Raw genomic sequence first — 26,336 nt, 5'->3', positions numbered from 1 at the left:
TCATCGACCCTCCCCCGTATCTAGAAGACTCACGTACAGGTCACTGGTCATCTCGACGGTGCGATCAAGGTTGAAGTGCTTCTCGACCGTCATCCTCGCGTTCGAGGCCAATTGTTCCCTTAAATCACAATCCGTGAGAATCCGAATGATGGTTTCTGATAGTCCCTCGACATCTCCAGGGATCACTAATAAAGCGTTGAATCCATCGACAAGAAATTCATCGAACCCGGATGTCTCGGTGGCAACGACAGAACGCTCGCAAGCCATTGCCTCTAGAACCGCTATACCCAATCCCTCCTTAAAACTCGGTTGCACCACCACATCCGCGGCAGAGTACACTACTGGCATGTGATCGAGTGTTAAGTCCTTACGGATGCGCACCCGGTCTTGCAGTCCCTGAAGGCGAATTGCTTGTTCTAATTCCGACTCATAGCTTGATGAACCCGAACTTGCGGTTCCCGCAATCACCGTGTTCACATGGGGATTAACCATGTGGACTAACTTGAGTGCGTTGACCAGCTCCAACAGGCCTTTCCTTCGCTTCAACCGGGAAACACAGACAACCAACGGTTCGCTAGGGTCAACGTCTAAGTATCGCTTGGATGCATCAGAATTGCGAGTGCCGAAACGACTAAGATCAACCCCGTGATAGATTACACGTAACTTTTTCTCTAGAGCGCCTAACTGTACCGCCTTGTCGTAATAGAAGCGGCTTCCAGCAATAAAATATGCAGGAACATACCTGAACACAAATCCACACTTGCCCCTGCCAAACGGGTCATCCTCCGGTTCCATTTCGTGGTACGTGCATACAAGAGGAATACGCAAATGCTCGCTGAGCACGGCGCCAAGTATGGCCGTGTCCAGGCTATTTGCGTGCAATAAGTCGAGTGGATGGTTTCGCAACACTTCATCAACCTCGCCTAGTAGGCCGAAGTACATCTGCTCCCACCTGATTTTGGTCTCATCTTCGAAGAGACGTCGGTAGGCGGATAATCTGTATACACGGACGCCATTAATGTTTTCTGGTGACGGGAAATCTTTGTTTTCATCCGTGAGAACTATTACGTCATGCCCTCTAGAAGCCATTCTCTCCGCAACAGAGCGTACGTACGTTTCCGCTCCCCCAATTGTTGGATGGTAGCTTCCAGCCAGATAACAAATGTTAACGCGGATCACCTTCTTTCTGTTGATCGAGCATATATTGGGCAATCCCCCTTGCGGTTGGTAAACGAAGGACTGTTCGTATATCGACAGGAATGGACGAACCTCGCAACTTTTCAACCAAAATTGCTGCCAGCAATGAATTCCCCCCTGCTTCAAAAAAGTCCGAATTGACGTCAACGTTAGGATCTTCGAGCACATTACGTATGGTTTCTAGAATCTTCATCTCAATGTCCGAAAGCAAGTATTCCTTCACTCCTTCGTGTAGGCTCTGCTAGTCCAGCTCTAACTGTTTGTTTACGAGGGTATCCATCCCTTCGATTCGAATCTTCGTCGAGCAGCAGACGTATCCAACTTTCCACTAGGTCTCAATGTAAGTTCAGGCAACACTTCGATGATGACCGGAAGAAACGGGCTGGGGAACGTATGCTGCAACGTGTTGCGAACATCGATGGCAAGTTCTCGGTTTCGATCCTCATTCTCCTGCCGACAAACTATCGCCAACACGATACCTTTTCGGCCTCCTGTTTCTTGGGCCACGGTTGCATGAGCTCCAAGAACCGTCTCATTCCTACACGCTATAGCCTCTATAGCGTCTAACTCAATTCTGACTCCTTCAAGCTTTACTTGACGGTCTCGTCGACCTAGAAAGACCAAACTCATATCCCGCAGTTTCCTTACCACATCGCCAGTTTCAAAAAGGCGAACACCATGTTCAGAAAAAAATCTCTGACGGTCACCTACCGACAGCGGGAATAACCATTCTCCATACCTTTCGGCAATTTCATGGCCACCCAGAATCAATGTCCCTTGTTTGTCTGTGACCTCAGTTGTATTTACGCGCACCTGAACTCCTGGAAGTGGCCAACCTATATTAGGGCCGTTCAATGTCACATCACCCTCGGGCCAGATGCGCGCGCTTGTCGCATATATAATCGCTTCTGTTGGCCCATAAGCATTCCATATCGACATTGACGACGAGCTACAACCCAGACCTCGAACCCATTCCAATACTTCTTGAGCATGAACTGACTCTCCAGCCAGAATAAGACGTTCGACGCTGTTCCAACAAGCGTGGCATGACTTCAGTGCGCGCCATGCTGTTGGAGTGAGACATACATAGTTGGGCTCTACGTTTTCTATGAATTCAGGGAGTTCGTCCGACAATACTGTAACATCGTCGCAGATTGCTAAAGTACCGCCGGATTCAAAGCACCCGAACACCTCCCATAAAGCGACGTCGAACGAATAATGATGCCAGTTGAGCCAAACCTTGCCCTGTGGACTCGGCCATTGGGCCAGTAAGCTAGATATCTTTTTGTCAAACGCCGAAGATCCGACCTCGACAACCTTAGGGGTACCAGTTGACCCAGAAGTACAAATCACGTAAGCTAATTCAGGATTTTTATCAGCTGTGCGCTCACGTTGGGGAATCAACTTAGGCCGCAGCACCGTCCACTGCCCACTCAAACATTCGTTAACTTCGTTCAGGGATGCGATAGGTTCCCAATGTCTCAGCCAGCGCTCACCAAAACGAGAAAGATCTACAAGCGCGAGGTCTATAGGAGCCGCACCAGCCATCGCCTCGACCCACGCTTCTGGAGTGGGATACGGCGCAGGAAAAAATGTACGTTGAGATCTCCGTGTTGAAATTAGTGACATCACGTATTCTGGTGAACGTGGTCCCGATAGGACCACTATGCCAGAGCTCACGTGCTGAGCATCCAAAAGTTTTTCGATACCGTCACAGACTTCGTGTACCACGGAATAGCTGAATTTTCGTTCCGAAGTTACAATGGCCAAGTCTTCGACGCCTTGTGTGGCCAATAGCATCACCTTCCGCAATATTACGACGAAATAGAACCCATTAATTCCATATTCCCGTACTCGAGTTGGTTCCGCGGAACACCGAAAAACGTCCTATATAACCAGACTTACATCGGCAACCGCAACAACTATGGAATCCATTTCGGCTTCCATAACCTGAATTCCAACTCAAGATTAGGACTCCGAACTGACCTTTCTTAGGCATATAAAATTGTAAATCTTATACAGAACATTCCTAACAATTGCTATTTTCACGAAGTATTGTATAATTGTCAACCCCCCCTACACGTGTCATTTTGCAATTTCATTTGGGCTGTTTATCTGGAGATCAATCTTCGGGAACTCCGTTTGAAGGATGCTGGTCACATTTTCACACATCACTAAATTTAGCCATACTCGCATCCCGTTAATCTTTGAAAAATAGGGTCTTCCCCCAAAATCTCCTTACTAGTATTTGTTCCCAATGTTAGTCGGGTATGGATGTGCTCCCGTGCTCGCCCTGTATGGCGAATATGCCATTTCAGCTGCCAGCTCCAAGCCAAGAGCCGAGCGCATATCGTTTCCTACAAAGCCACGCCGTGAGACAGCGGTTGATATGCCATAGTTATACAATAACTCTCTAACGCGAGGGGATCTGTATACAGATATGTGAATATATTGTAAAATCAGAAAGAATGGGAGTGAATTTGCATGAGCAGTCGTACACCGGCAATTCTAGGAGGTACGCCATTAATTGCTGAATCAGTCTACGAACCCTGGCCAATAGTTGATAAGACAGACGAATTGTTGTTGGTTGAAACTCTGCAGTCAAGGATTTGGGGCTTTGATGGCCCAATTGAAAGACAATTTGAAATGGCGTTTTCCGATTTCGTAGGAACACGATATGGTCTATGTTTAGCGAATGGTACTGTGACGTTGGAGGTTGCTCTAAAGGCCTGTGGTATAGGTCCCGGCGATGAAGTGGTGGTACCTGCGGCGACCTTTTTGGCCACTGCGGTAGCAGTGGTCAACGTTGGGGCTCGTCCCGTATTTGCAGATATCGATTCGAATACACTATGCATGGACCCCGTGTCGGCGGCAAAGGCCGTGACCGACAAAACACGGGCTATTATTCCCGTTCACCTTTATGGAACCATGGCGCACATGGACGAAATAATGCAACTGGCAGAATCATACAATTTATTCGTGATTGAGGATGCAGCTCACGCTCACGGGTCAAGGTGGAAAGACGAGGGTCCTGGATCAGTCGGGCACGCAGCATCGTTTAGCTTTCAAATGGCCAAGATTATGACAGCAGGGGAAGGCGGGTTTATTGCCACAAACGATGAACGTTTCATGGAAACTTGCTATGCGCTTAAGAATTGCGGGCGCAGAAGCAGAAACTATGAACCTTCTGGCATCCTCGGATTCAACTATCGTATGACAGAGTTCCAGTGTGCCGTTTTGCTCGGGCAACTTCGACGGTTACCACAACAACACGAGAAACGAGAAGCGAATGCCAAAATGCTTGATGAGAACCTTAGGCAACTAGAAGGGATAAAACCGTTGACTACATATCCAGAACAATCGAGTCATTCTCGATACCGATATGGATTCCAGTTTGATCAAGAGGTTTACCCCAGATTGACCGCAAAGAGTATGACGGCAGCACTCGAGGCGGAAGGATTTTTGATGCATTCAGTTTTCACTCCAGTTTACAGGGATCCTTTGTACTCCGTATCCACTATTATTGATAGGCCCGAGGCCTGGCTTGCGAACACCGAAGCGGCGACCAGGTGCACGATTCTTTTTGACCATCGTGTCCTGCTATACAAAGACGTGGTCGACCGAATTCCGGAAGCCATCGAGTCCTTGAAAGGTAATATATAGCAGCATACGAAAACTCTACAGTGGAAGGGACGACGGAGGACGATGGTTCGACGTGGCCCTTCGCTGACCTATGGAATGGACGGAGAACGTCGTTCACTCTTCGTTCTAATCACAGCGAACAGCATGTATGCAGATATTTCACTGGCTATGCGATGAGGATCCCAACCTATTTCAAAATTACAATAATAGTTGCTGTTCCAAGAATTGCGCAACCCCATCGTTGTCATTGGATGCGGTGACAAAGCTTGCTTTTTCTTTAAGTTGGGGAATTGCGTTTTCCATCGCTACTCCGACGCCTGCGAAATCAATAAATTCCATGTCGTTTTCAGCATTACCGAATGAAATTACGTTTTCCGAATGAATATCATATTGCTTACAGATGTAGCTAAGGCCTAGAGCTTTATTCACATCATGAGTCACAATCTCGACAAGATTCCATGGCGGTCCCCATTGAATTATACGAATTTCTCCATAAAAACGATGATAAAGATGTTCCTTTAGAGCTTGATAGTTGTGTCTAAAGGGATAGATTAACACAGATGTCGCAGGGGAATACGAAAAATCCCGAAGGAGACAAATGTTTAAATGTCTCGGATTGAAAAATCTTCTCATAAGTTCTTTGTGATAGCTTTGAAGATAAAGATCAGAGTCTCGTACATCAACGAAAATGTTTCGTACGCCAAAGGACTGCGCCTTTTCAATGATTCCTTGGGTTATTGATGACCCCAACGGACTGTGAAAGTTGCCCCATGTTGGATTTCGAGGATGATGAACCAATGCCCCATGGTAATTTATTAAAGGAGTTTCGAGATTTAGTTGTTCGTAATACCGTTTGCTTCGCCGATATGGCCTTCCGGTTCCAATCACCACCACGTATCCTTGCTTTATTGCTTTTCGTAAAACGTCTCTGGTATGGGCCGTAATACGGTCTTGGCTGTTAAGCAACGTTCCGTCGAGATCAATTGCAATAAGTTTAATGTTAGATAACATGAATCCCATCCTCCACATAATTTACTTTTTTACTAAAATATATATTAATTTCATTTTGGAGAGTTGGCCTTAAGTATGTGCAATGTACTGTGTAAGGAAAATAGCACGTCGAACAACGGGACATGGTCATCGTTTTCCGAAGGGCTGGCTATCTCTTAGCGGAATGCATCCAAAATCAAGCGATCTGTTACCTTTCTGCTTCAGCGCCGCACGTAAAATTCACATCCGAGACTACTTCCAGACAGAAAAAAACCACGATCAGCCAGGGCCCTGCGAATCACCGGACCATCGACATATTTATCATGAATTTCTATCGCTATCGAACCTACTTTCTCAATCCAGCCAGTTGCGTTTAAAATGAGATCCGCCTCGGCGCCTTCTATGTCGATCTTAAGTATGTCAATGAATTCAAGGCTGTACTTCCGAATTAACTCGGCCATGGTTATTGTGTTGACACTCCGGATAGGAAGCTTCCATGCATGCTCGTATCGGTTCGGAGAAGATTGGCGGCTCAGCCCTACCCTGGGGACAATCGAGCCAGAACCCCACCACTCACTGGCAAAGAATTTGACGGCACCGATGGCATCGGAAACGGCTGAGGGTTCGATTTTCCAAGTAAATTTTCCTAGTTCGCAATTAAGTCTAATCATGCCTACGTTCTCATTTAAGGGTTCAACGCAGATAATTGTCGCATAAGGATACTTGGCCTGAAGAAATGCAGAGGCTAGCCCTATGTTAGCTCCAAGATCAACAATTGTAGGGTCATGGCGATTTATTGGATAAGGGAACTCGTAAGAACGGTCTAAAAACACCTCGCGCAAAACAGAGATGTCGCTGGGATTGCAGCGAAGAGCAATGGATAGATCATGATTTGCTTCATGGACCAGGAACACCTTCCTCCGATTGGAAGCGAATGCGTGTGCTAGAGTGTCTTTGGAATAGGCTGCTACCCACAATGGCAGCGCCCATTTTGACAAACCTCTGCCCGCACGATATGCCCTTACCACATTTAAAGCGGATTGCCGAAAAGTATGGTTAGCAACCGGGAATTGTTGGGTTTCAGCTTCTTTGTTTCCTATCATCATCTGCCTCCTTTGATAGCATATTAGCCTCCTCGTTAAATTGCAGTTTTGTCAGGTGCCACGTTCCCGTCGTCTTTACTCTCAGATTTGGTGGCTGCCCAACTCAACTTCTTAATTTGATTCAGGCCGAATCTTTATATCCCTTGAAAGGCATCCAATTATGTCATCTCCCCGGATATCCTCACTAGATAGGATTCGGCCATTTGCGCTCCACGCGCGCGCTTAGGAGTTAGTGCCTCCAAGCCCAAATCTATGGCAGAGATACCTCGGATTCGAGCTAATTCCATAGGACCGTGGAAAACGGCCGCATAATAGGCATGTTTTGCATACTGTGGGTCGCTCGTCATACCGACCTCTACGACGTGGAGAAACCCTTGATAAATCCAGATAATACTTCCGCCAATTGGACGTTCATCGGGTCCGGTAACTAGGCAACCGTTTATCTCAACTTCGTCTTCGATCGCAGAATACTCCTCTTGCAACCGTAGGATGGAATCCGATAGTCCGTGTCTGGATTTAACTCCTATAATAGCCTCGCCAGCTTCCCGCAAAATCGTTCTCCATTCCTCAAATGTCCATCTAATACCTAAAGCCTCAAACTTACGAATATCCGCTCTATATGTTTGCTTGATTTTTCTTGGGAACTTTTCGATGTCCAGCACTGGAAGAACCGCACGATATCCATCATTTACTACCACGCTAGTGGCGCGTTGTTCAAGGAGCGCTCGCACCATATCTTCGTTTCCGTGCGCTATAACAAGGTTAGCGTTGTCCAGGTCGCCATATCTCGCGATTTGACCCAGGGCATCTCTAAGACCTTCAAATGTAGTATCTGGCGAATTGTCTGCTCGGAAGAGATACCCCGGAAAGCCCCCTGGAGTTGAACCAATCAACACGATATAAGCGCGGTCGGTCAGATTTATCCCCTCTCTCAAAAAGGTTTCTACCAGATATGTCGAGTGCACAGAAGCCATTCGGGCCACAAAAAACGGCACTATAACATCCGCTCTTCTTTCACTTACGGCGAAGTAGCCCGACCAGCGTGAGTCCTCGAAAGTTTCGCGCAAAAAGGAGGCTGCGCCAAAAGCCCCATTCGATGTCACATAGTGTCGCGATTTTTGCCAGTCCGAATACCGATTGAAGTCGCTGGTTATCAAAATATCCCCTCCACCACACAGCTCTACTAGATAATTTCAATTTTCCAGATATATTGAAAAATTGTCAACCTAGGTATGAACCGTGTCTCTCGTCCGGAAAGTCCCTCTCATTCGCCAAGGACCTTGGACCGTTCCAGGAGACTGAAAAGTCGTGGGTACCATGACTCTGGTTTTCTCCTACGCTCTTGGCGATCCCGGTTATCTCTGACTTGACAGACCCGCATTTCGTTCCGATCTTCGGTGGCGAAATCCTGCGCATCAGCCACTATATAGGGAAAACCCCTACTTCTAGAGGGGGCACGTGTGGACTTTTTCGACTTGATCCATGGGTGAATTGCCACTGGCTGTACCGAAAAGAGAGCAAGACACCTCCGGCCCTCCTTACGCAGAAATTAACCACTATAATCGTCTTCCGAATCACGTAGCGTACCACTACTCCTGAACGAGATGCGTCGAACACCAAGCCACAAGGCCAACGCCATGATCAGCCCGCCACCAAACGTGATTTCATATCCTGTGTTCGTTTTTGTGGCAAACACACCGCTAACCGCTAGACCCACGGGGAGTAGAGCTAGACTCTGCGAAGACAGGGCCGCGAAAACCTGTGCATGCTGAATTTCTGGAAGCTTGGTTTGCACCACATTAACTTCGGGGACGTTGATTGCGATTTGAGCTACACCAAGAATCATCAACAAAACACCTGCCAGCCATGTGTTACGTTGGATGCCGAACAGGCTCATGGCAACACCGCTGGCTAGACTTCCAAAAAGAAATAACCGCATCTGATCAAATTGTGCGCGGGAAAGCAGTATCCCCATGGCCAGTGAACCGAGCGCCGTCGCTCCCTCAAGGATAGATAGTTGCATGGCGGAACCGTGAAGCTGGTAACGAACAAAAATAGGAAGAAGGGCAATGAATGGTGCCAGACCAAGGTTTATGATCGATGATCCGATGGCGATGACGCGAATGCGGGGCACTTCATTGACTATCCTGAATCCCTTAAAGATATCACTCACGTAACTTCGAATGGTACCCCGAACACTCCGTGATACAACTATTCTACCTTCATGCGAGGTCGAAATGCCAGTGGAGATCCAACTTGCAAGTGCTGCTGCCACCAAAAACATTGCTGCGGACAACTCTAAAGTGAAAGCTGGAGAAACCGTTGCAACTATAAATCCAGCACCCGCCAGCCCAGCTATAGTGACTACGTTGTCTACTGATTGCACCTGAGCGTATGCGCTCTGCAGGTGTCGATCATCCAATCTAGGAATCACCGCCACAACGATTGGTTCATCGGTTGAGTTTAAGCAGGATTGAACGGCGGTAACTATATAAACTGCCACCAACACTAATTGACCCGTAAGAGAAAATAGAACCAGGGTCAAAATCGAAGCAGCGCGTACTAGATACCCACCCGACCACCAAACCTTAAGGTGGCGCTCAAGAAAAGGACCTGATATCGCACCGAAGACCACAGCTGGAATCAATTCGCAAAAGGCGAAAAGAGCCGTTCCGCCGCCGCTCCCGTGCCTTGAAACCACAAGCCACACAGCCGCGATATGGAAAAACCCATCCGCGACGTCCTTAAACACGCGGGCAACCATTAGCAATATAAACCTCATCTTAATTTACCACCTCGCCAAATTCCGTTGCCGCTACCCTACAGAACACGCTCAAGTATCAGTTGTGCTTTCTCTCGTCCCTACGCCGAGTACTGCAGACAGGTCGGCCAAATTTTGAAAAGACCGTCATATATTCGTTTGTGGATCACTTAGGCGTTCGATAAATCTTAGCGTCAGAGTTGCCAAGTCTCGTGGATTCTCTTGGATTAAAAGATGCTTTCCTGGAATAACCGCGGTCTCCCAATTGGTGGAAAATCCTTCCCACCTTGATGGACTCTCGAGTCTATCGTCAACAGCTCTGAATTCTAAGATAGGAAATGGAGCCGGGTTCGAACTCACTTCAGAAACCGTATTGAAAACCAATCGATAATCGGCTTCCATTTGTTCTAAAATAATGTTTGAAAATTCTGTAACATCCAGTATCTCCTTGGGGATACCTGTATTCATTGCTTCTTCTGCCAAATCTCGCAAGTTTACCCCACTCATTTGATGCCGGAGAAACGTTGGATTTGAGCTGGATACAACTATCAACCCTAGTACGGCAGTGCCTGGTAAAGCAACCAAAGACTTAGCGACTCCATAGGCTAAGGTTGCGCCTGAACACTGACCCAACAAAAATAGCGGAGTCTTATCGGTTTGGAGTTCGAGAATGCTAGATAACGCATCGTCCCTGAACTCACTAAACCTCGTCAGGAGTGGTTCATTGAAACGACTTTCTCTTCCAGGTAATCTGATACTTGCTACTTCGATCCAATCTGGAAGGTTGTCAGCCAACGGCTTTATGGATATTGCCCCAGCCCCGGCATGAGGAAAACACAAAAGGCGTGCTTTCGCCTTCTTTCTACTAAACAGCAAAATGTTATTCATGCACTCTTTCCCTTCGTATTTCAGTGAACTGTTATTGGCTCACCAGAATCAGCACTCTTATAAATAGCCTCAAGCAGGCTTTGCAATTCGTAACCCTGCTGAGGAGTGGGCAACCATTTATTCACCTGCTCCGTAATACAGGAGTCGACAAAGGCATCTATCAATTCTCTGCGCGGATTGTCGGTCGGCGGGGTGATTACGGCCATGTTTGTTAACGCTCCATACTCTTCACCAAAAATTGTGGGGGGAAATACCTCTGCGCCTCCCTCGGTTCCCATAAGCGAAATCTTGACTGTTTGGTTCTCCCCTACGTTCGCAGAGAAAGCTGTCTGAAACAATAAACTTGCTCCATTTTTAAACCGAACTATTCCCCGTAACATATCTTCCACATTGAAGTTCCCCCAGTCCCACGATCCCATGAAGCCCCATCCGGGTTTATTACCGAACTTACGATAAGAACAAGCGAAAACAACATCGGGTTGCGGATATCCCATGATGAAGAGGGCACTGTCCAATGAATGCACCCCGAAATCCATTAGGGCACCTCCACCTTGGAGGTCTCGATTACCATACTGTCCCCACCCCGGAATGCCACGTCTTCTGGTTGCGTTGACATTGATAGCGTATATCTCTCCTAAGCGCTCTGCGAAGTGTGTTACCAACCTCACTTCCGGTTTGAAGCGGTAGTGAAATCCGTATGTTAAAATTTTACTATTAGTTTGAGAGACGTTTCGCATTGCCTCGGCTTGTTGGCTGGTAACCGCTGGCGGCTTTTCACAAAGGACGTGACAGCCTTTCTCGATAGCCGCAATAACGATTTCGGAGTGCAATGCGTTTGGCACGCAAACGCTCACCGCATCCAAGTCGATAGTTCGCAACATTTCGTCATAATCAGTGAAATAATGGGGTATGGAAAAACGTTCAGCGCAACGACGGGCCTGTTCTTCTACCACATCAGCGACTGCAACGACCGTTACTTTATGTCCCATGGACTTGTACGCTGGTATGTGGTGATTGGCGCCGACATTTCCTGTGCCGACTACCCCTATTCGCAACATGAGCATCATTCCTTCATTTTTATGTATAGTCAGAATAACATGCAATAACTGTCAAGCCAATGGGGCCTCAGATGCGGCTAACCCACCAGCGCATCCACGCCACGCAACCCTTCTTGGTTCAAAAACTTGCATGGCCGGGAATGGAGTGCGGGACAATAAGAGTCGTGAAATTTCCGTATAACAGGACTTGTTCTTACTCTTTTTTTCTCTTTTCAATTGTCTCAATACGATGTTCAATATCCCCTTTCTAAATACGATGGTTGGTTTCCCTTTTGAATGGACCACTTGAAAGCAGGTTTTCCGCACGTGAATCTCTTGGGGAATGAATTTTTTGATGTCTAATATTCGGAATATTCCGCAAAGGGAAACGGAATGGAAATGGCGAATCATTTCCGTATGACTTACCTTCCGCACGTGGTGAGAACAAAAAAATTATTTTTTGGGGGCTGATCGCAAAGGAGATGGTGCCTTGCCTGGCGAAGTCATCTCTTATGAACACACCCATGCCTACACCCCTCGTTGTGGGCGCCGGACCGGTCATCCGGGCCCTCTGTGAGGAAATCGGATTGGTCGAGACCGTGAATCAGACCGTTGCGTGGGATGCGCAGCGTTGCCATCTGTCGCCCGGTGAACGGATTTTCGCGCTCATCGTCAATTTGCTCACCGCTCGTCAACCGCTGTATCGCGTTCACGCGCAGTTTCAGTTGACCGATGTGCCCTTGTTATTGGGATCCGGCCGCACCGCGGCCGATTTTACCGATGATGCGCTCGGACGCGCTTTGGACAAAGTCGCCGCTGCCGGCGGTGCCACCGTTTTCAGTGCCGTCGCCACGCGAGCACTCTTGCACGACCACGTGTGGACGCCCGATAATCCGGTGTTTGTCCACGGGGATCGTACGACTCGCTCGGTCTATGGCACGTATCCGGACCCTGACTCGGCAAGCGGAGTGCATCCCACCTATGGCCATTCCAAGGATCATCGTCCCGATCTTCGTCAAATTCTTCTGACGCTGTTGGGGACGCGGGAAGGCATTCCCGTGGTGGGCACGGTGCAAGACGGGAATCTCAGTGATAAAACCCTCAATGCCGAGATGATTGCGGCCTTAGACGATGACTTTTCGCCCCAGCAACTGCAACAACTCGTCTATGTGGCCGATTCCGCTCTCGTCACGGGCCCCAACTTAAAGGCGATGGCTGACCGTTCGCTCCGCTTTCTCTCGCGTTGTCCGGATACCTTTCGGGCGGCGCAAGAGGCGAAAACGGCCGCCTTGGCGGCCAACGCCTGGGTTCCCCTCGGCAAAATCGGGGAGCGTGCCGATGCCTTTTAAGCCCCTTAAGAAGACGAGACAATCGCGATCTCTCCTGGTAGGATCATGATCAGTTCAGAGGAGAGAGTGTGCACGATGCATCACACCGATTCACCGGAATTCAAGCAACAGATTGTTCAAGAAGCTCAAGACACGCAAAATGCGACCTTAGTCGCTCGTCGTCATCAGCTGAGTCCATCCATGGTGCGTCGTGGGGTGCGTGAGGCGGTGAAGGCGGCCCACCATCCCCCCGATCTCATGAGTCTGGTAGACGAAAATGAACGATTAAAGACATGACTCGGGGAAAAAGATCGGCCGATGGCCATGCTTCACGATCGGCTGCAAAAAAAGGGGATCCGTCCGTGACAGCATGGTGTGAACACGTGATGGAGGGGCATCACCGCGCTCCCCCGGTGTCCCTTCGCCGATGGTGTGCGACGATTCGCCTTTCACGGGCCCCCTGTTATGCGTGGCGTCATCGCCAACGCCATGCTGAACCGGATCGGCGCCATCAGGCGCCGGGTCGACCTCCGCGAGGATACCGCGTCACACAAAATGGCCAGAAAATCGCCGATGGCCCGATGATGGACGGGATGACCGATATTCTGACGACGGAGAATGCGGCTTATGGGTATCACAAAATCCCAGGGGTCTTGCGACGACGCGATCATCTACAGATTCGTGTCAAAAAGGTGTATCGCCTCCTTCGACAGGGACCCTGATTATGGCCTCAGCGAAAACGCCGCATCCGGCATCCGCGCCGGCTGGCGCGGAACCGCATCATCACGGCTCCCAACCAGCTCTGGCAAACGGACATGACCTCTGTGTCTATCGCGGGTGAGGATCGGTTTTTGTCTCGCCAAGCCATTATCGATGTGTGTGACCGCATGATTATTGCTGACCACATGGGACTCCATTGTCAGGCGACGGATGTTGTGCGAACTCTAAAACACGCGGTGCTCCCCCGTCAATCGGAATGGCAAACGCCTCCCGTTCTACGGACGGACAATGGCCCCCCGTTGATCGCCGAGGCATTCGAAACGGCTTGTGCCGCCTATGGTCTGGAACATGAACGCATTCCGGTGGCCACGCCGAATAAAAACGCCTTTATGAGTCGTGGCATGCTCCGTGGGAGCGCGAGTGTCTCACTCAAGCATTGGCCACATATGGCGAGGCCTATGCGGCCATAACGCGATGGATTGCCTTTTATAACCAGATCGGCTGCATGGGAGCTGAGAATTTTGGTCCCCGGCGACGATGCGACAACGCGTCGCGGGAGGGCAAGCGACCGGGATGCCCGTCACAGTGTAGAAAAGCTAGCGACTTTTGCACGGGGGGACAGGGGCGCAGTGACGCCCGGGCCCCTGTCCCCCAGTCCCAGCCCGTAGGGCTGATAGGATGTCCCAATGCGTATCCGCGTGAAAGAGATCGCAAATGTCCAAATTTGGGGGGCGGAATCGTCGACAAAACGGGTTGTCCCCGCGCCTCCGTCGCCGCGCGGTCCGGAGCAGAACCTTCTGCACCGGTCAGAATCTGCCATCGGTCGGTCAACGGATATGACGGCACGGTGCGCAGGATAGCGCGAATGGCACTGAGTTTTTTCTGATACCGCCGCCAGTCGACTTCGTGGGCCAGCCGTTGCTCGTGCCACACGCGCCAGGCGGCCAGGAGAAGCTTGCGCGCTACCGCCACAATGGCTCGCCGTTTGCCGAGTCGGGGGACGACGCGGGCATAAAATGTTCGCAGGGGAGTGTCCTTCGCCCGAATCGCCCACCAAGCCGCTTCAACCAGCACTTGCCGCAGAATTGCCGGCCCTTGATGACTGATATGTCCGCGCCAATCGGCTTCGCCGGATTGATGGACGCTGGGATCCAATCCGGCATACCGCCCGACTTGGCGGGCCGACCGAAACCGCTGAGGATCGCCCAGCCAGGCCCACACCACGGCAGCCGTCCAGGCCCCAAGGCCAGGCACGCTCCAGAGCCATGCCATCTCGGGGTACCCCGCCAAGCGCCGGAGAATCTCGCCCCGCAAGCGATCCCCTTCCTGCTGCGCCTGCTCGGCCATCGTCAGCGCACTGGTGAAAACGATTTGCAGCGTCTCGTCGAGTTCCGCCCCCTGGGCGGCGAACCACTCCCGCAAGGCCACCGTCCGCGGGACCGCATAGCCCGCACGGATCAACAGATTCCGCGCCCGGTTCCGCCACGCGGTCTCCTGCTGCTGGCAAGCGCGGACTTGGGTAATCAACGCCCGGATTGCCCGCCGCCGAGGCCCTTCAGCCCGGCCGGATGAATAACCACCCCTTGACGGACGTAGTCCACCAAGCGATCATAGATTGTGAACGCATTTCCGGTGGCTTCGATGGCGACGGCGGTCTCCGGCGTGAGTTGCGTCGCGACAAACCGGGCCCACTCGTCGGGAGTGTTGAGAAACCGGAAATGCGTGCCTTTTTGGCCGGGTTGAAACACATAGCCATGAATATAATTCTTATGCAGATCCCATCCCATGAACCGCGTCATGGCGCCTATCCTCCCTTTCCCATGGTCTTGTGGCTGGTGATGTCTGGATGATTCCGTGCCTGTGGGCATTCACGTATCCGAGTCTCCGGCCGAACCGGCTCATGGGGGCGGTGCGCGGGGCGGAACTCACTCACACACACTAAGCGAACCGCTGCATCGCGTGCAGACCCAGGTAAAATACCGAGTCGTTCCGCCCGGCGACATCGCACGGCTCGCCCACGAAATACCGAGCAGTTCGACAGATGGCCCGCCGATTCCTGCTCCGCGTGTCGGGGCTTGATTCCCATCATACCCACACACAATATCGGACTCTACTTCGAAAAGATTTACCGGCCGTTTTATGCGGTTGAATCCCCAATAACTAGACAACGAACCTTGTCTCACGTTATTTCGCATGATAACGATTAGTTGGAATAAATTCCTAGAGTTTTCGGTTTGGTTGAGGCACCGCGTGGGCCACTAATTCCATGCCTCGAACACCGTCAGAAATTCCGAAATGTACTGATGGATTCAGTTGTCGCTCTGCACTCATCACCGCATAACGTCCTGATGGTGTTGCCTATGTTGCCAGTCACGTCAGCATTCCGGCGTCCCTGGCATGGGGCTTGGTCGGGGTATTATCATCCACCTCTTTGAGTCCAGAGATCCGAACTGGCTACACAAACATGGCCTCTACGCCTTGCGTGCAGAGCCAATGGCCCCCTAACTATGGCCTGTCGATGCCCCAATGCGATAAACGCTGCTTCCATACCCTGAAATCCTGTACAAATGTTAGCAAATCGAAAGGGTTCGCGATCGACGACCTGCTCTTATCGAGCCACTGAATGTAATGCTACCTTCGCCACATCGATACCGCCGACCTCCAGCACATGATTTTCCAGGCCACCCTGCTTTACACTGTACGTAGCCATTTAACTGTGCCCCTTGAATTCAGTTGTTGTGTCAGTATTCCAAATCTATGAGAGGGATCTTTTTTTAATCAAAAAACGTGCCTAACAATTTATTACAGGATTCTTCTAGACACCGGCGTCATCCTGTTCTTCGTGATTGCCATCCGTCCACTCCACCTTATTCGGGGCCTTCAAGGATTGCTGCCACTGTTCATACTGCAAAGGATAATCCGATTTAAGTTTACGAAGTAATAAATCTACAAAGATGATCTGTTCCATTGCGAATTCAAAGTTCATATCTACATGCCGATGACTCAGAGGATTTCGAATCGCTCCAATGAGTCCGCGATACAGTAACAACCACGACTGAATCTCGTTCTTTACTTCGCCCTTCGGCTGCAAGACTCCTTTTTCTCCCATAGCCTGACTGATTAGATTGTCGCCAACAAGATCCGCACTATATTCTCCCATCTTGCGAATGGCTGTTTCCAGTCGCTTGATCGCTTTTAACACGCATGTTTCGGGGTCATCCCGAAAACCCCTGACGTCACTTAACAGTTCCGGGAGAATAAGACCATAGGGAAATGAAACCCCATCACCATTTAAGGCTTCTATCCACAAACGTTCCTCAAAGTCACGCATATACATTGGCCAACTCGGTGCCCAGTTAGAATCTCGTTGGATATCATTAATGTCCTTGACGGTAGGAAACCCACTTGCCACCCGTTCGAACTGGATATTGGAGGCCCAATATTCAGCGAGAGGCACCTTACTAAATTTAAACAACTCTAGGGCGACGGCAAGTCCCCATCCCCCAGTTCCTCCATGGGTTCCGAATCCGTCAGGAATAATTGTCACCGGGTGGTCAAGCCAGTCCCATACCGCGAAACAAACTGCTGAATGGGTTTGGCCTGGGGCTCTCTTCTCAAAAATTACGGTAGCGTTTCGACAGCGGTAAGGGCTGGCAAGGATCGTCACAACGGCTTGCAAGCAAGGCAAAGTAACCCCCCGACTGCCCAGATATTGGACTATCAACTGCCTTTTCTGACGAGTCACGAATTAACATCTCCTATAATCCCTTAAACACGGTTTTCAACATTGTCATAACCGTTTGGAACGTCTCACAGTCGCATAGAATCTTCTTAAGAAACTAGGCAATGCCTCGCTCAATGCTAATATTCCATTTAACCACGGAGCGGACTCTAAAATTATTTTTTAATGCAGGAAGTGACATACCCCGAATCGAACATCATTAACCCTAAGTAGCATGGCATTAGTTTACGCATATTGTCTATAATTCGGTGTCAAGCGGGCGAAACGAAAACAGCCATGTCTCGTGACACTTAATCACGATCGGGGAGCCACACAAATTGGTCTGCCTGACCATTTTCAATTTAGCAAAAATCTCCAATTTTGAAAACGGAATTAAGCTAGTTCTAGAGCTGGAGTCCAGCATGCGAACACGTAGTTACGGATTACCTCACATCGTTTCTAGTCAATGAAAACATTCGCAGAATAGAAAACGCGCCGACATAGCGCGAAAACTCCCACTAATCCCGAACGAACCGTTTTCCCTGACCGATGCCGACGACAGTGTCATGAAGAATAGCGTACTAGTGGCTCTTAAGTTATCTAAGAGAGTGTAAATTGTTGTTAGCATTTGCAATGTCGTTTCAATCGGAGAATAGAACGCCTTGTAAAGGTTAAGGTGGACCCCATTGTCAAGACAGATTTTTGACCCCCAAAGTGTGAGACTGGCCTCCTTCCTTTGGGTCTTCATCGGAACCATTACCCTCCTGTTTGGCGAGGGCCGTTGTCGGCCCGTCGACAAACAGGAGGCCCAGCCCGTAGGGCTGTCTGTGGGGGATTCAATCCCGGGCAACATCACTCCCGGTCGAGGGACGGGAGGGGCGAATACCAGGCCGCGGGTGGCGTGTAGCCCAAGGATTGATGCAGCCGGTGATAGTTATAGAACGTAAAGTATCGGCTCAAGCCCGATCGGGCTTCCCGGGGTGAACGGTAATCGTGTAGATACACCTCTTCATACTTCACACTGCGCCACAGCCGTTCCGTCAATACATTGTCCAACGCCCGCCCCTTACTGTCCATGCTGATTTGCACCTCCTTGGCCAACAACAAGGCCGTGTATTGGGGGCTGGTAAAATGACTCCCTTGGTCGTGATTCCAAATGGTGGGGCTGGCGATGGACAACGCCCGCTCCGCGGCCGTGAGCACAAAGGGCAGTTCCAAGGTTTCGGAGAGTTCCCACGCCACGACAAACCGTGAATACCAATCCATAATGGCCACCAGGTATAGCCAACCATGCACCATCCGGATATAGGTCACGTCAATCCCCCACACATGATTGGGGTACGCCGGCGTGACGCCTTTCAATAAATACGGATACACCGGGTGCTGGGGATGGCGGGTGCTGGTCTGGGGCCCCGGAGCGAGCCCCCAGATCCCCATCTCCCGCATGGTGCGCTGCACGCGTTTGCGGTTTACGGCGTAACCCTCGTGGTTCAACTGAGCCGTCATCCGCCGGGACCCGTAAAACGGTCGATCGATGTAAATTTCATCGATGCGATGCTTCAGAGCGATCTCCTCGGCATCCGGCCCGACGGGCCGGTAATAGAGGCTCGAGCGGTTGAGGCTTAACAACGCGGCTTGCGTCGTCAACGGGAGCGTATCCGCTCCCCGATCCAACAAGGTCATCCGTTCATCGCGGGTCAGGGTCGAGGCCAGATTTTTTTTTGAGCCACTCGACTTGTGTGGTCAGTTTGCCGATTTCCGCATAAAGCTCGGTCAGCTGTTGTTGGTGGGCTTGGGCCTGTTGTTGGAGCGCTTGGGACTCGGTAAATAACTGCGGAAAGTTCTCGAGCGCCTGGCGCTTCCAGCGATGCAGTTGACTGGGATGAATGCCGTATTCGGCGGCAATCTGGCTGACGGTTTTTTCTTCCTTGAGCATTTCGAGCACCACTTGGCTTTTGAAGGTGGCAGAATGCCGTTTTTGTTTCGCCATCATATGTCCAGTGTAACACTTGACGGCCTCCAAAATTGTCTAGTTTTTGGGGACCACTATAGGTTTCGGAGGTTCGACGCACATTCTTCAAAGTCCTCTCAGATGAAAATATCTCCTCTATTGTCTGTTACACATTTAGACCATGGTCTATGTAAGACACCTCAACTAGAATAAACCCTAACGACAACTGCTTAGGAGGCTTCACACCATGATACCCAATCCGCATCACCCCGCTATGGGACATGTTCTAGATCACTGGCTTCACCATTTACGCACCTATCACCACTATTCTGCGACGGACTGTCAACGTATCGCGCAACATCTGGGACTCATCGTCGCAACATATGACAGAGAATGGATTGCCGTCGATGACCCACTTGTTCAGGCTTTCAGTCAGGGGGCTTTGGATGCTTAGCCAATAGGCGTCACCGAAACATAGGCCCGCTGTTGTAAAATCCCGCAAAAATTTATCCCGCCGAAACACCGGGCAGGAATGCGGATGAGTTTCCCCGTTTGGGGGTGCTTGACGACCCTTGTCGCGATCTGTTGGCCGCCAAAGGTACCTAAGCTGACCTACTGAATGGGTTCGCCCCGCACCAGCGTCTGCCCCATGATGTTGATGAGGCAATTCAGAATCGGACGCATATCTTCCTGCACAATGCCCACGTCATGCGAAATCCGCCGTACGAGTTCCGCTTTGTTCATGCTCTGACGATCCCCTTCCTATAGGCTTTGAACCCTGGCCATTCCTTGGTAGCAGGGATAGGTTCTCACAAACACTATGTGCGGTATATGTCTCGTAGGCCTCTGTTTTGCTGTAATTGCGCATAGAAGAACATACCAGCTACCTCCGATCCCTAGGTCCCTCGGTCTACGTCGGCGGTTGCAGTGGCCTGAGCCTGATAATCCGACAGCATCTCTTCGCCTCGCTTCGACTCTCAGGAAAATTCTGAAGCGGTATACTGCACACTAGAAAGGAAGGTATTCTTCTGATGACACGCGTTGGAATCGACCACGTAATTGCCACGTGCCGGGCCACTCCGGAACAGGTGTAGATCGTCAGTTGCGGATCCTGGGCGGTGGCGGTGATGAGACGGTCTGCCTCGAGGTGATCGAAGTGCTCGTGGGTGATGAGAACGGCTGTGGCAACGTCCAAGATGTTTTGCTCCGGCGTCATCGCGCGCGGGTCAATCACGAGGCTCTGGGCATCTTTTTCCAGTCGAACGCATGCGTGGCGAAACTTCGTAAGTTTCATTTTACCTATGGCCCCTCATATTGTAAGACGTCGTGGATTCTCGGCCTTGATCCTCCCTTTTTCCCCGGCCGGGGGAAAAAGGGAGCTGGTTTCAGCCCTCATGTCAAGGGTGTGGATAACGTGAATATCTCACGACGATACATTCGTACACGAAGGTAAGCAGTCACCGGTCACCGATCGATGGAAGAAAGGGTTCGATGAGATCCAGTGGTTCGTCGTAATCATGCGAACGGAGTGAGTCGGACCCCGGATATTAATATGACCGCTATTTTAGTCGATCCGATGACAAATAGCATTAGCGCCAACAATCATATCACCGAGACAATCCGCTCGCAGACTCGATAAACGCGGCCGGGTCGGCCGGGCAAAAGCACTACTCTGGATGACAGCGTGATGACCTGGCATGTCGAGATAGCCTTTAGTGCCATCGATTGGGATCCGACACCAATGCTAATTAGAACGGTGCAGTACATTTGTCCTCATCACCACCGCCCCCGCCGACTACCTGTCGGCCGCCGCATTGCTTGCCGAATACAAAAAATAAGTGCCTGTGGAACGTCACTTTCATTTCGTGAAAGATCGACTTTTGTGGACGCGTTTTTTGTGAAGAAGACCGAACGCGTGCCTGATTCAATATGATTTAACCGCAACTAGAAGTTCCGCGGAGTATTGTGTTAATCTTGGCTTAAGGAGGTGGTGCCCAATGACCCAAATATTGCACCATCCCGCCCGTGCAGTGCCGGACGTTGCTGGCGTATCAACAATTAGCACCAACTCTGGGGATTAATAAGGGTTGGGTCTTTATCGGAAGAGGCCGGGTCTGCCAATGGCAGGTAATTGCGCTGTAGAGCATAGCTCTTTATACGCCATAAGGACCAGGACTATCTCCTGGTCCTTAACTTATATTCATTATCGAAAAAGGCGTTGCTGCCCCTTGGCTCATGCTCTGGAAATAAAGCCATGTGCGCCGCACATATTAGGGCACCCACAGTGATAGCACTGAGAATTTGGAGACGCCATTATGACATACCAAAAAACCTACGGAGGCTTCGTGAATTTGGACAGCGTTTCTTCTGAACAGCACGATATTCTGTTAGAAGGAAAACGCCTCTATGAATCCCAGATAGGGCCCTCTAGCTTTACGACATGGTGAGCATTTTATCGTCTGTACCCTGTCCGTTTCGAGACGACACCGCTAGGCCCCCCAGTAGAGCCAAGAGTCCCTCCTCGTTTCAGACGTATTGTGGGACATTATGACTCGACGTTGCTACGAAATGGGATACTTCATGTCATTTCCATCTACACAGATTCCGGGCTGGAAGCGCCAGGCGCTTGAGAACTTTCCGCAGTTGTTTAACCGAGTCCCAAGCGCTCCAACAACAGCTGACAGCGTTAACGATCCAAGCCCACTGGTTGAGCCTCAACCGCTCCAGCCTCTATGACCGGCCCGTCGGGCCGGATGCCGACGAGATCGCCCTCAAGCATCGAATCAATGACATTGATACCGATCGGCCCTTTTACGGATCCCGACGGATGACGGCTCAGTGGAACCAGGAAGGTTACACCGTGAACCGTAAGCGCGTGCAGCGCACCATGCGGGAGATGGGCATTTGGGGGCTCGCACCGGGTTCCCAGACGAGTACCCGCCATCCGCAGCACCCGGTGTATCCGTATTGATTGAAAGGCATCACGTCGGCGTACCCCAATTACGTGTGGGGAATTGACGTCACGTATATCCGATTGGTGCATGGTTGGCTTTATTTGGTGGGTTTGTGGTGGCGTGGGAACTCTCCGAAACCTTGGAACTGCCCTTTGTGCTCACGGCCGCGGAGCGGGCGTTGTTCATCGCTACTCAGACCATTGGGAATCACGATCACGGCAGCCCTTTGACCAATCCCCAATACACGGCCTTGTTGTTGGCCAAGAAGGTTCAGATGCGCTTAGACCGTAAAGGGCGAGCATGGAACAACATGTTGACAGAATGGCTATGACGCAGCGCAAAATACGACGACGTGGATCTGCACGATGACCGCTCACCGTGGGAAACATGGTCCGGCCTGAGCCGATACTTCACATTCTATAACTATCAACGGCTTCACCAGGCCTTGGGCTATACACCCCCCGCCGCCTGGTATTCGCCCCTGCCGGCACCGGACCCCGATTGACGGGAAGAAAACCCTCGGAGAGGTTTCCTGGGATTCGCGTGAGACCCCACAAACAACCCTTTGGGCTGGCCCCCCGTTTGCCGACGGGCCAACAAACGGCCCACGCCAAACGGGGGGATAAAGTCCCCCAAGAAGACCAAAAGGAAGGACGTCCATCTCACACTTTGAGGATAAAATCTGTCCTGACAATAAGATCTAATTTAGTAAAATGGTTTGGGCCATTATTGAATGCGTTTCAAATATCTTTCCCGAAACTGCTTTGACGATAGATAGTGTGAATTAAGCAACTGCTGTATTTCTTGTTCCGTATGTGCATGCGGTGGTGTAGTCCCCAGGGCTCGTACTAAACCACGGAGATTCGCCCGCAAATCTTCCAATGCTTGCTGATCTATAACCCGTACTTTTTCGCTTACCGTCACATCTTCCTCCTTGGTACTCGGAGGTTGAAGCGTAACTAAAGTGTATTCTTGGTCGGCCCCGTAATGCTCTTGAAACCATTTCTCCGAATGATACAGCTGTGCCAGATTTGCCTTGGAAATCTTATCATGCATAGCCCGTGATTTAGCTTCCAATATGAGATAATGCCCATCAGCCATGCACCAGAGTACATCTGGGCCCGTGCCGAGGTCGCGCTCCGGTTCCTGAGCGCCGAACCCCAGAAAACGACCGACATTGGCGAGATTAGATTCAAAGCGCTCCGCTGGAATATCAGGGTTATAATGGAGGTGGCTTAAAATACTCTCTAAATGTATTAATATGTCCTGAGGCCGCTCAAATTCCGCTATTTGTCGACGTATTATGGCACTTTGACGGCCTGAAGGAGTAACCCGGTTATAGACCGGTCCCAAAGGGGATGAAACAATCCTGTGGTAGTTTGTGCTGCTTTTGCTTGCAGATCGTTTGAACGCACTCGATTACCTGGAAACAATAGTTGCGCCGCGAGTTGGAAATACCAGCCCAATTCGCGCTGCGACAACTCACTTTTTCTTTCTTCAATGAGCGTTAAGATGCGTTGACTGGCTGCTTGGTAATTGCGTTGCCTATATAGGCGAATCGCTTCGGCTTCGGCTCTCGCGGTATCTAGGGATAGCGTCCTATGAGTGCTCACATTTTGGCTTACACTCGTAATAATGTTATGATGATATTGTCTCCAATTCACATCTCGCGCAAGACAGTATCCCACTATATTAACAATGGTGTCACTAGGATTTGACCGGTCTTCCCCATCGAGTAGTTGCAGCCCCAGCGAGAGTTGTGCAGCCGTCACCGGGGCGAAGTATTGATAGTTACTCTGCACGCTCAGGAATCGAACCAATTCAGCGCCAAGAAGAAAAACCACGGAATAGTCACTCCCCGACCGGACGGCGCGCCCTAGCCCTTGTTCTATTGTTTGAGCGAGTTTGGCGTTAACGGCCGAAGAATCTGTTAGAACTGAATTTAAATACCGGTCCCTAAGAGAATGATCAGAAGGCTGACCATCCAGAACTAAAATTCGGCACATGTCGCCCGGCAAGTCTACCCCATCATACCGGTTTACGAATACCATCAAATTACCTTTGACCTGCTTCAACGTAACGAGAGCATCAGAGATATTATTTCTATCAACAATCGTAGCACCCAAGTTGCGCCATTTGTCCGCTTGAAAGTGGGAAGGCACAAGGACAACCGTGTTGACCAGGTGTGAGTGGGTGTAATCTGCTAACAGCTTTCTTACGGCCTCGTCGTCGAGCGAAAGGTCAAAGCGACTTGGGGCTAAAATCAGCCGTTCGCCAATGTCCTTCCGGTCCTTGGGTACCAATGCATTGAGAGCGCTATCGCTGCTTATCCCCAAGTCTCTTAGTAAGTCCGAGTTATCCTCAAACGTCGCAGACAACACAAATCGGTGCTTTGCCTCATGAAACGGAGGATTCAGGTGATAGGGGACATGCATAGGAGATATTTCGAGACCCTGGGATGAGATAAAACAGTCACACTGTAGTAAATCATCTGCGAGCAATTGCCACGCAAAATCAATGGCATCGTCTGTACGATACTCGTTGATCATACGAACGACAAGGTCATGATTGGACACCCATGCCCAATAAGGAACGCGCATCAACGCTCTTGGCGAAGGATCATTGTCGAAAATGCGGGCGAACGTACCCGCGCCCTGGTTCTCTAAATCCTTCTGAAAGAGCAACAGTAATCGCTGGAACAAAGCATGACTGCGAGGTATCGTAATAGTTGCATTTTGACGGACCCGCCTGACTCCGGTATGAGCATCGTCAAGGAGGACAGCTCCTAGTTGAATGTTATCTCGCACAAAGATAGACTTACCATTGAAAAGCTTGTCAAAATTACAGACTAACACGGACTGCTTGTTCAGAAATTCAGATGGATAACCTCCACTCCCATCGAAAACGCATGCCGGAATCCCATAGTTACGGGCCTGTTCGATAACTTGGTCGACAAGTTGATTATCTGGACACACATACAAAGCTGGACCATAACCTTCAATGAGTTTGGAGTATAACATCAATAGCCCGGTAAGGGTCTTTCCGCACCGGTATTCATCTTTCCCACCACGTCGCGCTTGTGGCGGTTGTCATGCCACTGGGTAAGAACTTCCTCTTGGACTCCCCTAAGATATTCATAGCCCTCTTGATGCAACAGTGAATGGAATAGCTCGACAGGATGAATAGGTAACGAGGGGCTATGACCTTGCCTAAGTTTTTTTTCGAAAATATTCATAGATCGTAGTCCTCCAATCAATGAGACGCTTCGTATTTTGCGCCGGGTGGCAACCGGAACCCACCGGTTCACTAGCCCATTCCAGATTAGGCATTCGTCGTCTCATACCGTTCAGCCAAAGCTAAGAAGAGATAAACCAACGATTCCCTGCTGTGAGCAACATACCTTACCGACAACGGATGCCCGTTATCCCAAAATTCGCCACGAGAGCCAAAAATTCCTTTTCGGCTGTGTCGCAGACTTCGCCATTGATCCACCCTCAAGGCGTGCGAACACTACGTAGTTGCCCTAACGGTTCTTCATATAACGACCGAATGCCTGGGATTTTAGGTCCGATGATGTGGCTAATGAGGGACCGCGAAAATTGAGACATCGTTAATTCAGGAAGTAGTTCTCAATACTCGCCCTGTTCTCCACCTTTGCAACTCGTCATCAGAAGGACAGCTGCTGTGTAAATTCCTTTCGCGCAAGAGTTCAATACAGAACAGAGCAATACCTTTAGGCATATGACGTTTTTTAAAATTGTGGAACTAAGTGGGATTTCTGAACGCGGACAAGAGTGGTAGACCCCTGAGATTAGCCAAATACCATGACATAACCTAGCCATGGTGGAGGTGCGAACTGGCCAAAAGCTCCTTTATAATAAACAATGAGGATGTCTAGCGAACTGCCCATTGCCTATTCGGTGCAATTGTTGAAAAGAGAGTTTAAAAGCCATCTTTAATGCATCTCGCCTTGCGATAAAAGAGTGAAACAAAATCAATCTCCTCAGACCAGAGGAGACTCATGAGCATTTCGCACTTTCCGTT

22 protein-coding genes and 3 pseudogenes are annotated in these 26,336 nt (G+C 50.1%); 8 read left to right on the top strand and 17 right to left on the bottom strand.

The window, feature by feature from the left end:
* From B8987_RS17855 to B8987_RS17845, 3 genes are read right to left on the bottom strand one after another with little or no spacing between them, the layout of a single operon-like run.
* Window positions 1–1,179 (bottom strand): glycosyltransferase family 4 protein, encoded by a 1,179-nt coding sequence (locus B8987_RS17855; RefSeq protein ID WP_020373393.1) that lies wholly within the window; start codon window positions 1,177–1,179, stop codon window positions 1–3.
* On the bottom strand, window positions 1,166–1,408 hold the full coding sequence (locus B8987_RS17850) for a phosphopantetheine-binding protein (RefSeq protein WP_020373394.1): 243 nt from the start codon (window positions 1,406–1,408) through the stop codon (window positions 1,166–1,168). The genes B8987_RS17855 and B8987_RS17850 overlap by 14 nt, the downstream gene beginning before the upstream one ends.
* 53 nt (window positions 1,409–1,461) lie before the next feature.
* Window positions 1,462–2,967 carry an AMP-binding protein gene (locus B8987_RS17845; protein WP_176213279.1) on the bottom strand — a complete coding sequence of 502 codons (1,506 nt, stop codon included), beginning with the start codon at window positions 2,965–2,967 and terminating at the stop codon, window positions 1,462–1,464.
* 714 nt (window positions 2,968–3,681) lie between these two features.
* Here B8987_RS17845 and B8987_RS17840 point away from each other — a divergent pair.
* A complete protein-coding gene (locus B8987_RS17840; protein ID WP_020373396.1) occupies window positions 3,682–4,860 on the top strand; it encodes a DegT/DnrJ/EryC1/StrS family aminotransferase in 1,179 nt (392 codons plus the stop codon).
* 177 nt (window positions 4,861–5,037) lie between these two features.
* Here B8987_RS17840 and B8987_RS17835 read toward each other — a convergent pair whose 3' ends face one another.
* The 6 genes from B8987_RS17835 to B8987_RS17810 all read right to left on the bottom strand — a co-directional run bounded on the left by B8987_RS17835 (window position 5,038) and on the right by B8987_RS17810 (window position 11,639).
* Window positions 5,038–5,850, bottom strand: coding sequence for a Cof-type HAD-IIB family hydrolase (locus tag B8987_RS17835; protein WP_020373397.1), 813 nt, complete (start codon window positions 5,848–5,850; stop codon window positions 5,038–5,040).
* A gap of 200 nt (window positions 5,851–6,050) precedes the next feature.
* Window positions 6,051–6,935, bottom strand: coding sequence for an FkbM family methyltransferase (locus B8987_RS17830; protein ID WP_100217817.1), 885 nt, complete (start codon window positions 6,933–6,935; stop codon window positions 6,051–6,053).
* Between the two features lie 155 nt (window positions 6,936–7,090).
* Window positions 7,091–8,089, bottom strand: a complete 999-nt coding sequence (locus B8987_RS17825; RefSeq protein WP_020373399.1) for a hypothetical protein — start codon at window positions 8,087–8,089, stop codon at window positions 7,091–7,093.
* Between the two features lie 392 nt (window positions 8,090–8,481).
* Window positions 8,482–9,696 (bottom strand): MFS transporter, encoded by a 1,215-nt coding sequence (locus B8987_RS17820; RefSeq protein ID WP_084662369.1) that lies wholly within the window; start codon window positions 9,694–9,696, stop codon window positions 8,482–8,484.
* A 144-nt stretch (window positions 9,697–9,840) separates the two neighbouring features.
* Complete coding sequence (locus B8987_RS17815) at window positions 9,841–10,581, bottom strand: thioesterase II family protein (protein ID WP_020373402.1); 741 nt, start codon at window positions 10,579–10,581, stop codon at window positions 9,841–9,843.
* Between the two features lie 20 nt (window positions 10,582–10,601).
* A complete protein-coding gene (locus B8987_RS17810) occupies window positions 10,602–11,639 on the bottom strand; it encodes a Gfo/Idh/MocA family protein (RefSeq protein WP_020373403.1) in 1,038 nt (345 codons plus the stop codon).
* Window positions 11,640–12,142: 503 nt separating this feature from the next.
* On the opposite strand from B8987_RS17810, the pseudogene B8987_RS17805 reads away from it, so the two are divergent.
* The 4 genes and pseudogenes from B8987_RS17805 to B8987_RS19470 form a co-directional block, all read left to right on the top strand.
* Window positions 12,143–12,961, top strand: a pseudogene (locus B8987_RS17805) (IS1634 family transposase); the annotation flags it as partial.
* Between the two features lie 81 nt (window positions 12,962–13,042).
* Window positions 13,043–13,243, top strand: coding sequence for a transposase (locus tag B8987_RS17800; RefSeq protein ID WP_020373405.1), 201 nt, complete (start codon window positions 13,043–13,045; stop codon window positions 13,241–13,243).
* A 65-nt stretch (window positions 13,244–13,308) separates the two neighbouring features.
* The gene (locus B8987_RS19475; protein ID WP_100217818.1) at window positions 13,309–13,668 is read left to right on the top strand and encodes a hypothetical protein; all 360 of its coding nucleotides are present in this window, start codon (window positions 13,309–13,311) and stop codon (window positions 13,666–13,668) included.
* A 102-nt stretch (window positions 13,669–13,770) separates the two neighbouring features.
* Window positions 13,771–14,136, top strand: a complete 366-nt coding sequence (locus B8987_RS19470; protein ID WP_176213278.1) for a DDE-type integrase/transposase/recombinase — start codon at window positions 13,771–13,773, stop codon at window positions 14,134–14,136.
* A 274-nt stretch (window positions 14,137–14,410) separates the two neighbouring features.
* Here B8987_RS19470 and B8987_RS20290 read toward each other — a convergent pair.
* The 3 genes and pseudogenes from B8987_RS20290 to B8987_RS17775 all read right to left on the bottom strand — a co-directional run.
* Window positions 14,411–15,465 (bottom strand): annotated as a pseudogene (locus B8987_RS20290) (IS110 family transposase); the annotation flags it as partial.
* 1,016 nt (window positions 15,466–16,481) lie between these two features.
* Window positions 16,482–17,411 carry a TIGR02391 family protein gene (locus B8987_RS17785; protein WP_020374140.1) on the bottom strand — a complete coding sequence of 310 codons (930 nt, stop codon included), beginning with the start codon at window positions 17,409–17,411 and terminating at the stop codon, window positions 16,482–16,484.
* Between the two features lie 828 nt (window positions 17,412–18,239).
* A protein-coding gene (locus tag B8987_RS17775; RefSeq protein WP_176213305.1) for an IS3 family transposase occupies window positions 18,240–19,377 on the bottom strand; the annotation gives its coding sequence in 2 pieces (ribosomal slippage) (window positions 18,240–19,109 and window positions 19,111–19,377; 1,137 coding nt in all).
* A gap of 208 nt (window positions 19,378–19,585) precedes the next feature.
* On the opposite strand from B8987_RS17775, the gene B8987_RS17770 reads away from it, so the two are divergent.
* On the top strand, window positions 19,586–19,792 hold the full coding sequence (locus tag B8987_RS17770) for a hypothetical protein (protein ID WP_020374143.1): 207 nt from the start codon (window positions 19,586–19,588) through the stop codon (window positions 19,790–19,792).
* Between the two features lie 158 nt (window positions 19,793–19,950).
* Here the strand turns inward: B8987_RS17770 and B8987_RS19780 are convergent, their stop codons facing one another.
* Window positions 19,951–20,082 carry an HU family DNA-binding protein gene (locus tag B8987_RS19780; protein ID WP_020374144.1) on the bottom strand — a complete coding sequence of 44 codons (132 nt, stop codon included), beginning with the start codon at window positions 20,080–20,082 and terminating at the stop codon, window positions 19,951–19,953.
* Between the two features lie 166 nt (window positions 20,083–20,248).
* A complete protein-coding gene (locus B8987_RS20285) occupies window positions 20,249–20,632 on the bottom strand; it encodes an MBL fold metallo-hydrolase (RefSeq protein WP_020374145.1) in 384 nt (127 codons plus the stop codon).
* Window positions 20,633–21,653: 1,021 nt separating this feature from the next.
* On the opposite strand from B8987_RS20285, the gene B8987_RS20160 reads away from it, so the two are divergent.
* Together B8987_RS20160 and B8987_RS17760 are read left to right on the top strand one after the other, a co-directional pair.
* Window positions 21,654–21,785 carry a hypothetical protein gene (locus B8987_RS20160; protein ID WP_020374146.1) on the top strand — a complete coding sequence of 44 codons (132 nt, stop codon included), beginning with the start codon at window positions 21,654–21,656 and terminating at the stop codon, window positions 21,783–21,785.
* Window positions 21,786–21,936: 151 nt separating this feature from the next.
* Window positions 21,937–22,797 (top strand): annotated as a pseudogene (locus tag B8987_RS17760) (IS3 family transposase); the annotation flags it as partial.
* 221 nt (window positions 22,798–23,018) lie between these two features.
* Here B8987_RS17760 and B8987_RS19880 read toward each other — a convergent pair.
* The 3 genes from B8987_RS19880 to B8987_RS17745 all read right to left on the bottom strand — a co-directional run bounded on the left by B8987_RS19880 (window position 23,019) and on the right by B8987_RS17745 (window position 25,527).
* Window positions 23,019–23,393, bottom strand: coding sequence for a hypothetical protein (locus tag B8987_RS19880; protein WP_084661978.1), 375 nt, complete (start codon window positions 23,391–23,393; stop codon window positions 23,019–23,021).
* 200 nt (window positions 23,394–23,593) lie between these two features.
* Complete coding sequence (locus B8987_RS17750; protein ID WP_084661976.1) at window positions 23,594–25,312, bottom strand: helicase C-terminal domain-containing protein; 1,719 nt, start codon at window positions 25,310–25,312, stop codon at window positions 23,594–23,596.
* Window positions 25,312–25,527 carry a hypothetical protein gene (locus B8987_RS17745; RefSeq protein WP_084661974.1) on the bottom strand — a complete coding sequence of 72 codons (216 nt, stop codon included), beginning with the start codon at window positions 25,525–25,527 and terminating at the stop codon, window positions 25,312–25,314. The genes B8987_RS17750 and B8987_RS17745 overlap by 1 nt, the downstream gene beginning before the upstream one ends.
* Between the last annotated feature and the right edge of the window lie 809 nt (window positions 25,528–26,336).

The organism is Sulfobacillus thermosulfidooxidans DSM 9293 (genome assembly GCF_900176145.1).
Classification (GTDB): domain Bacteria; phylum Bacillota; class Sulfobacillia; order Sulfobacillales; family Sulfobacillaceae; genus Sulfobacillus; species Sulfobacillus thermosulfidooxidans.
Note: the sequence above shows the minus strand (reverse complement) of the source record. Positions and strands in the feature narration are given on the sequence as shown.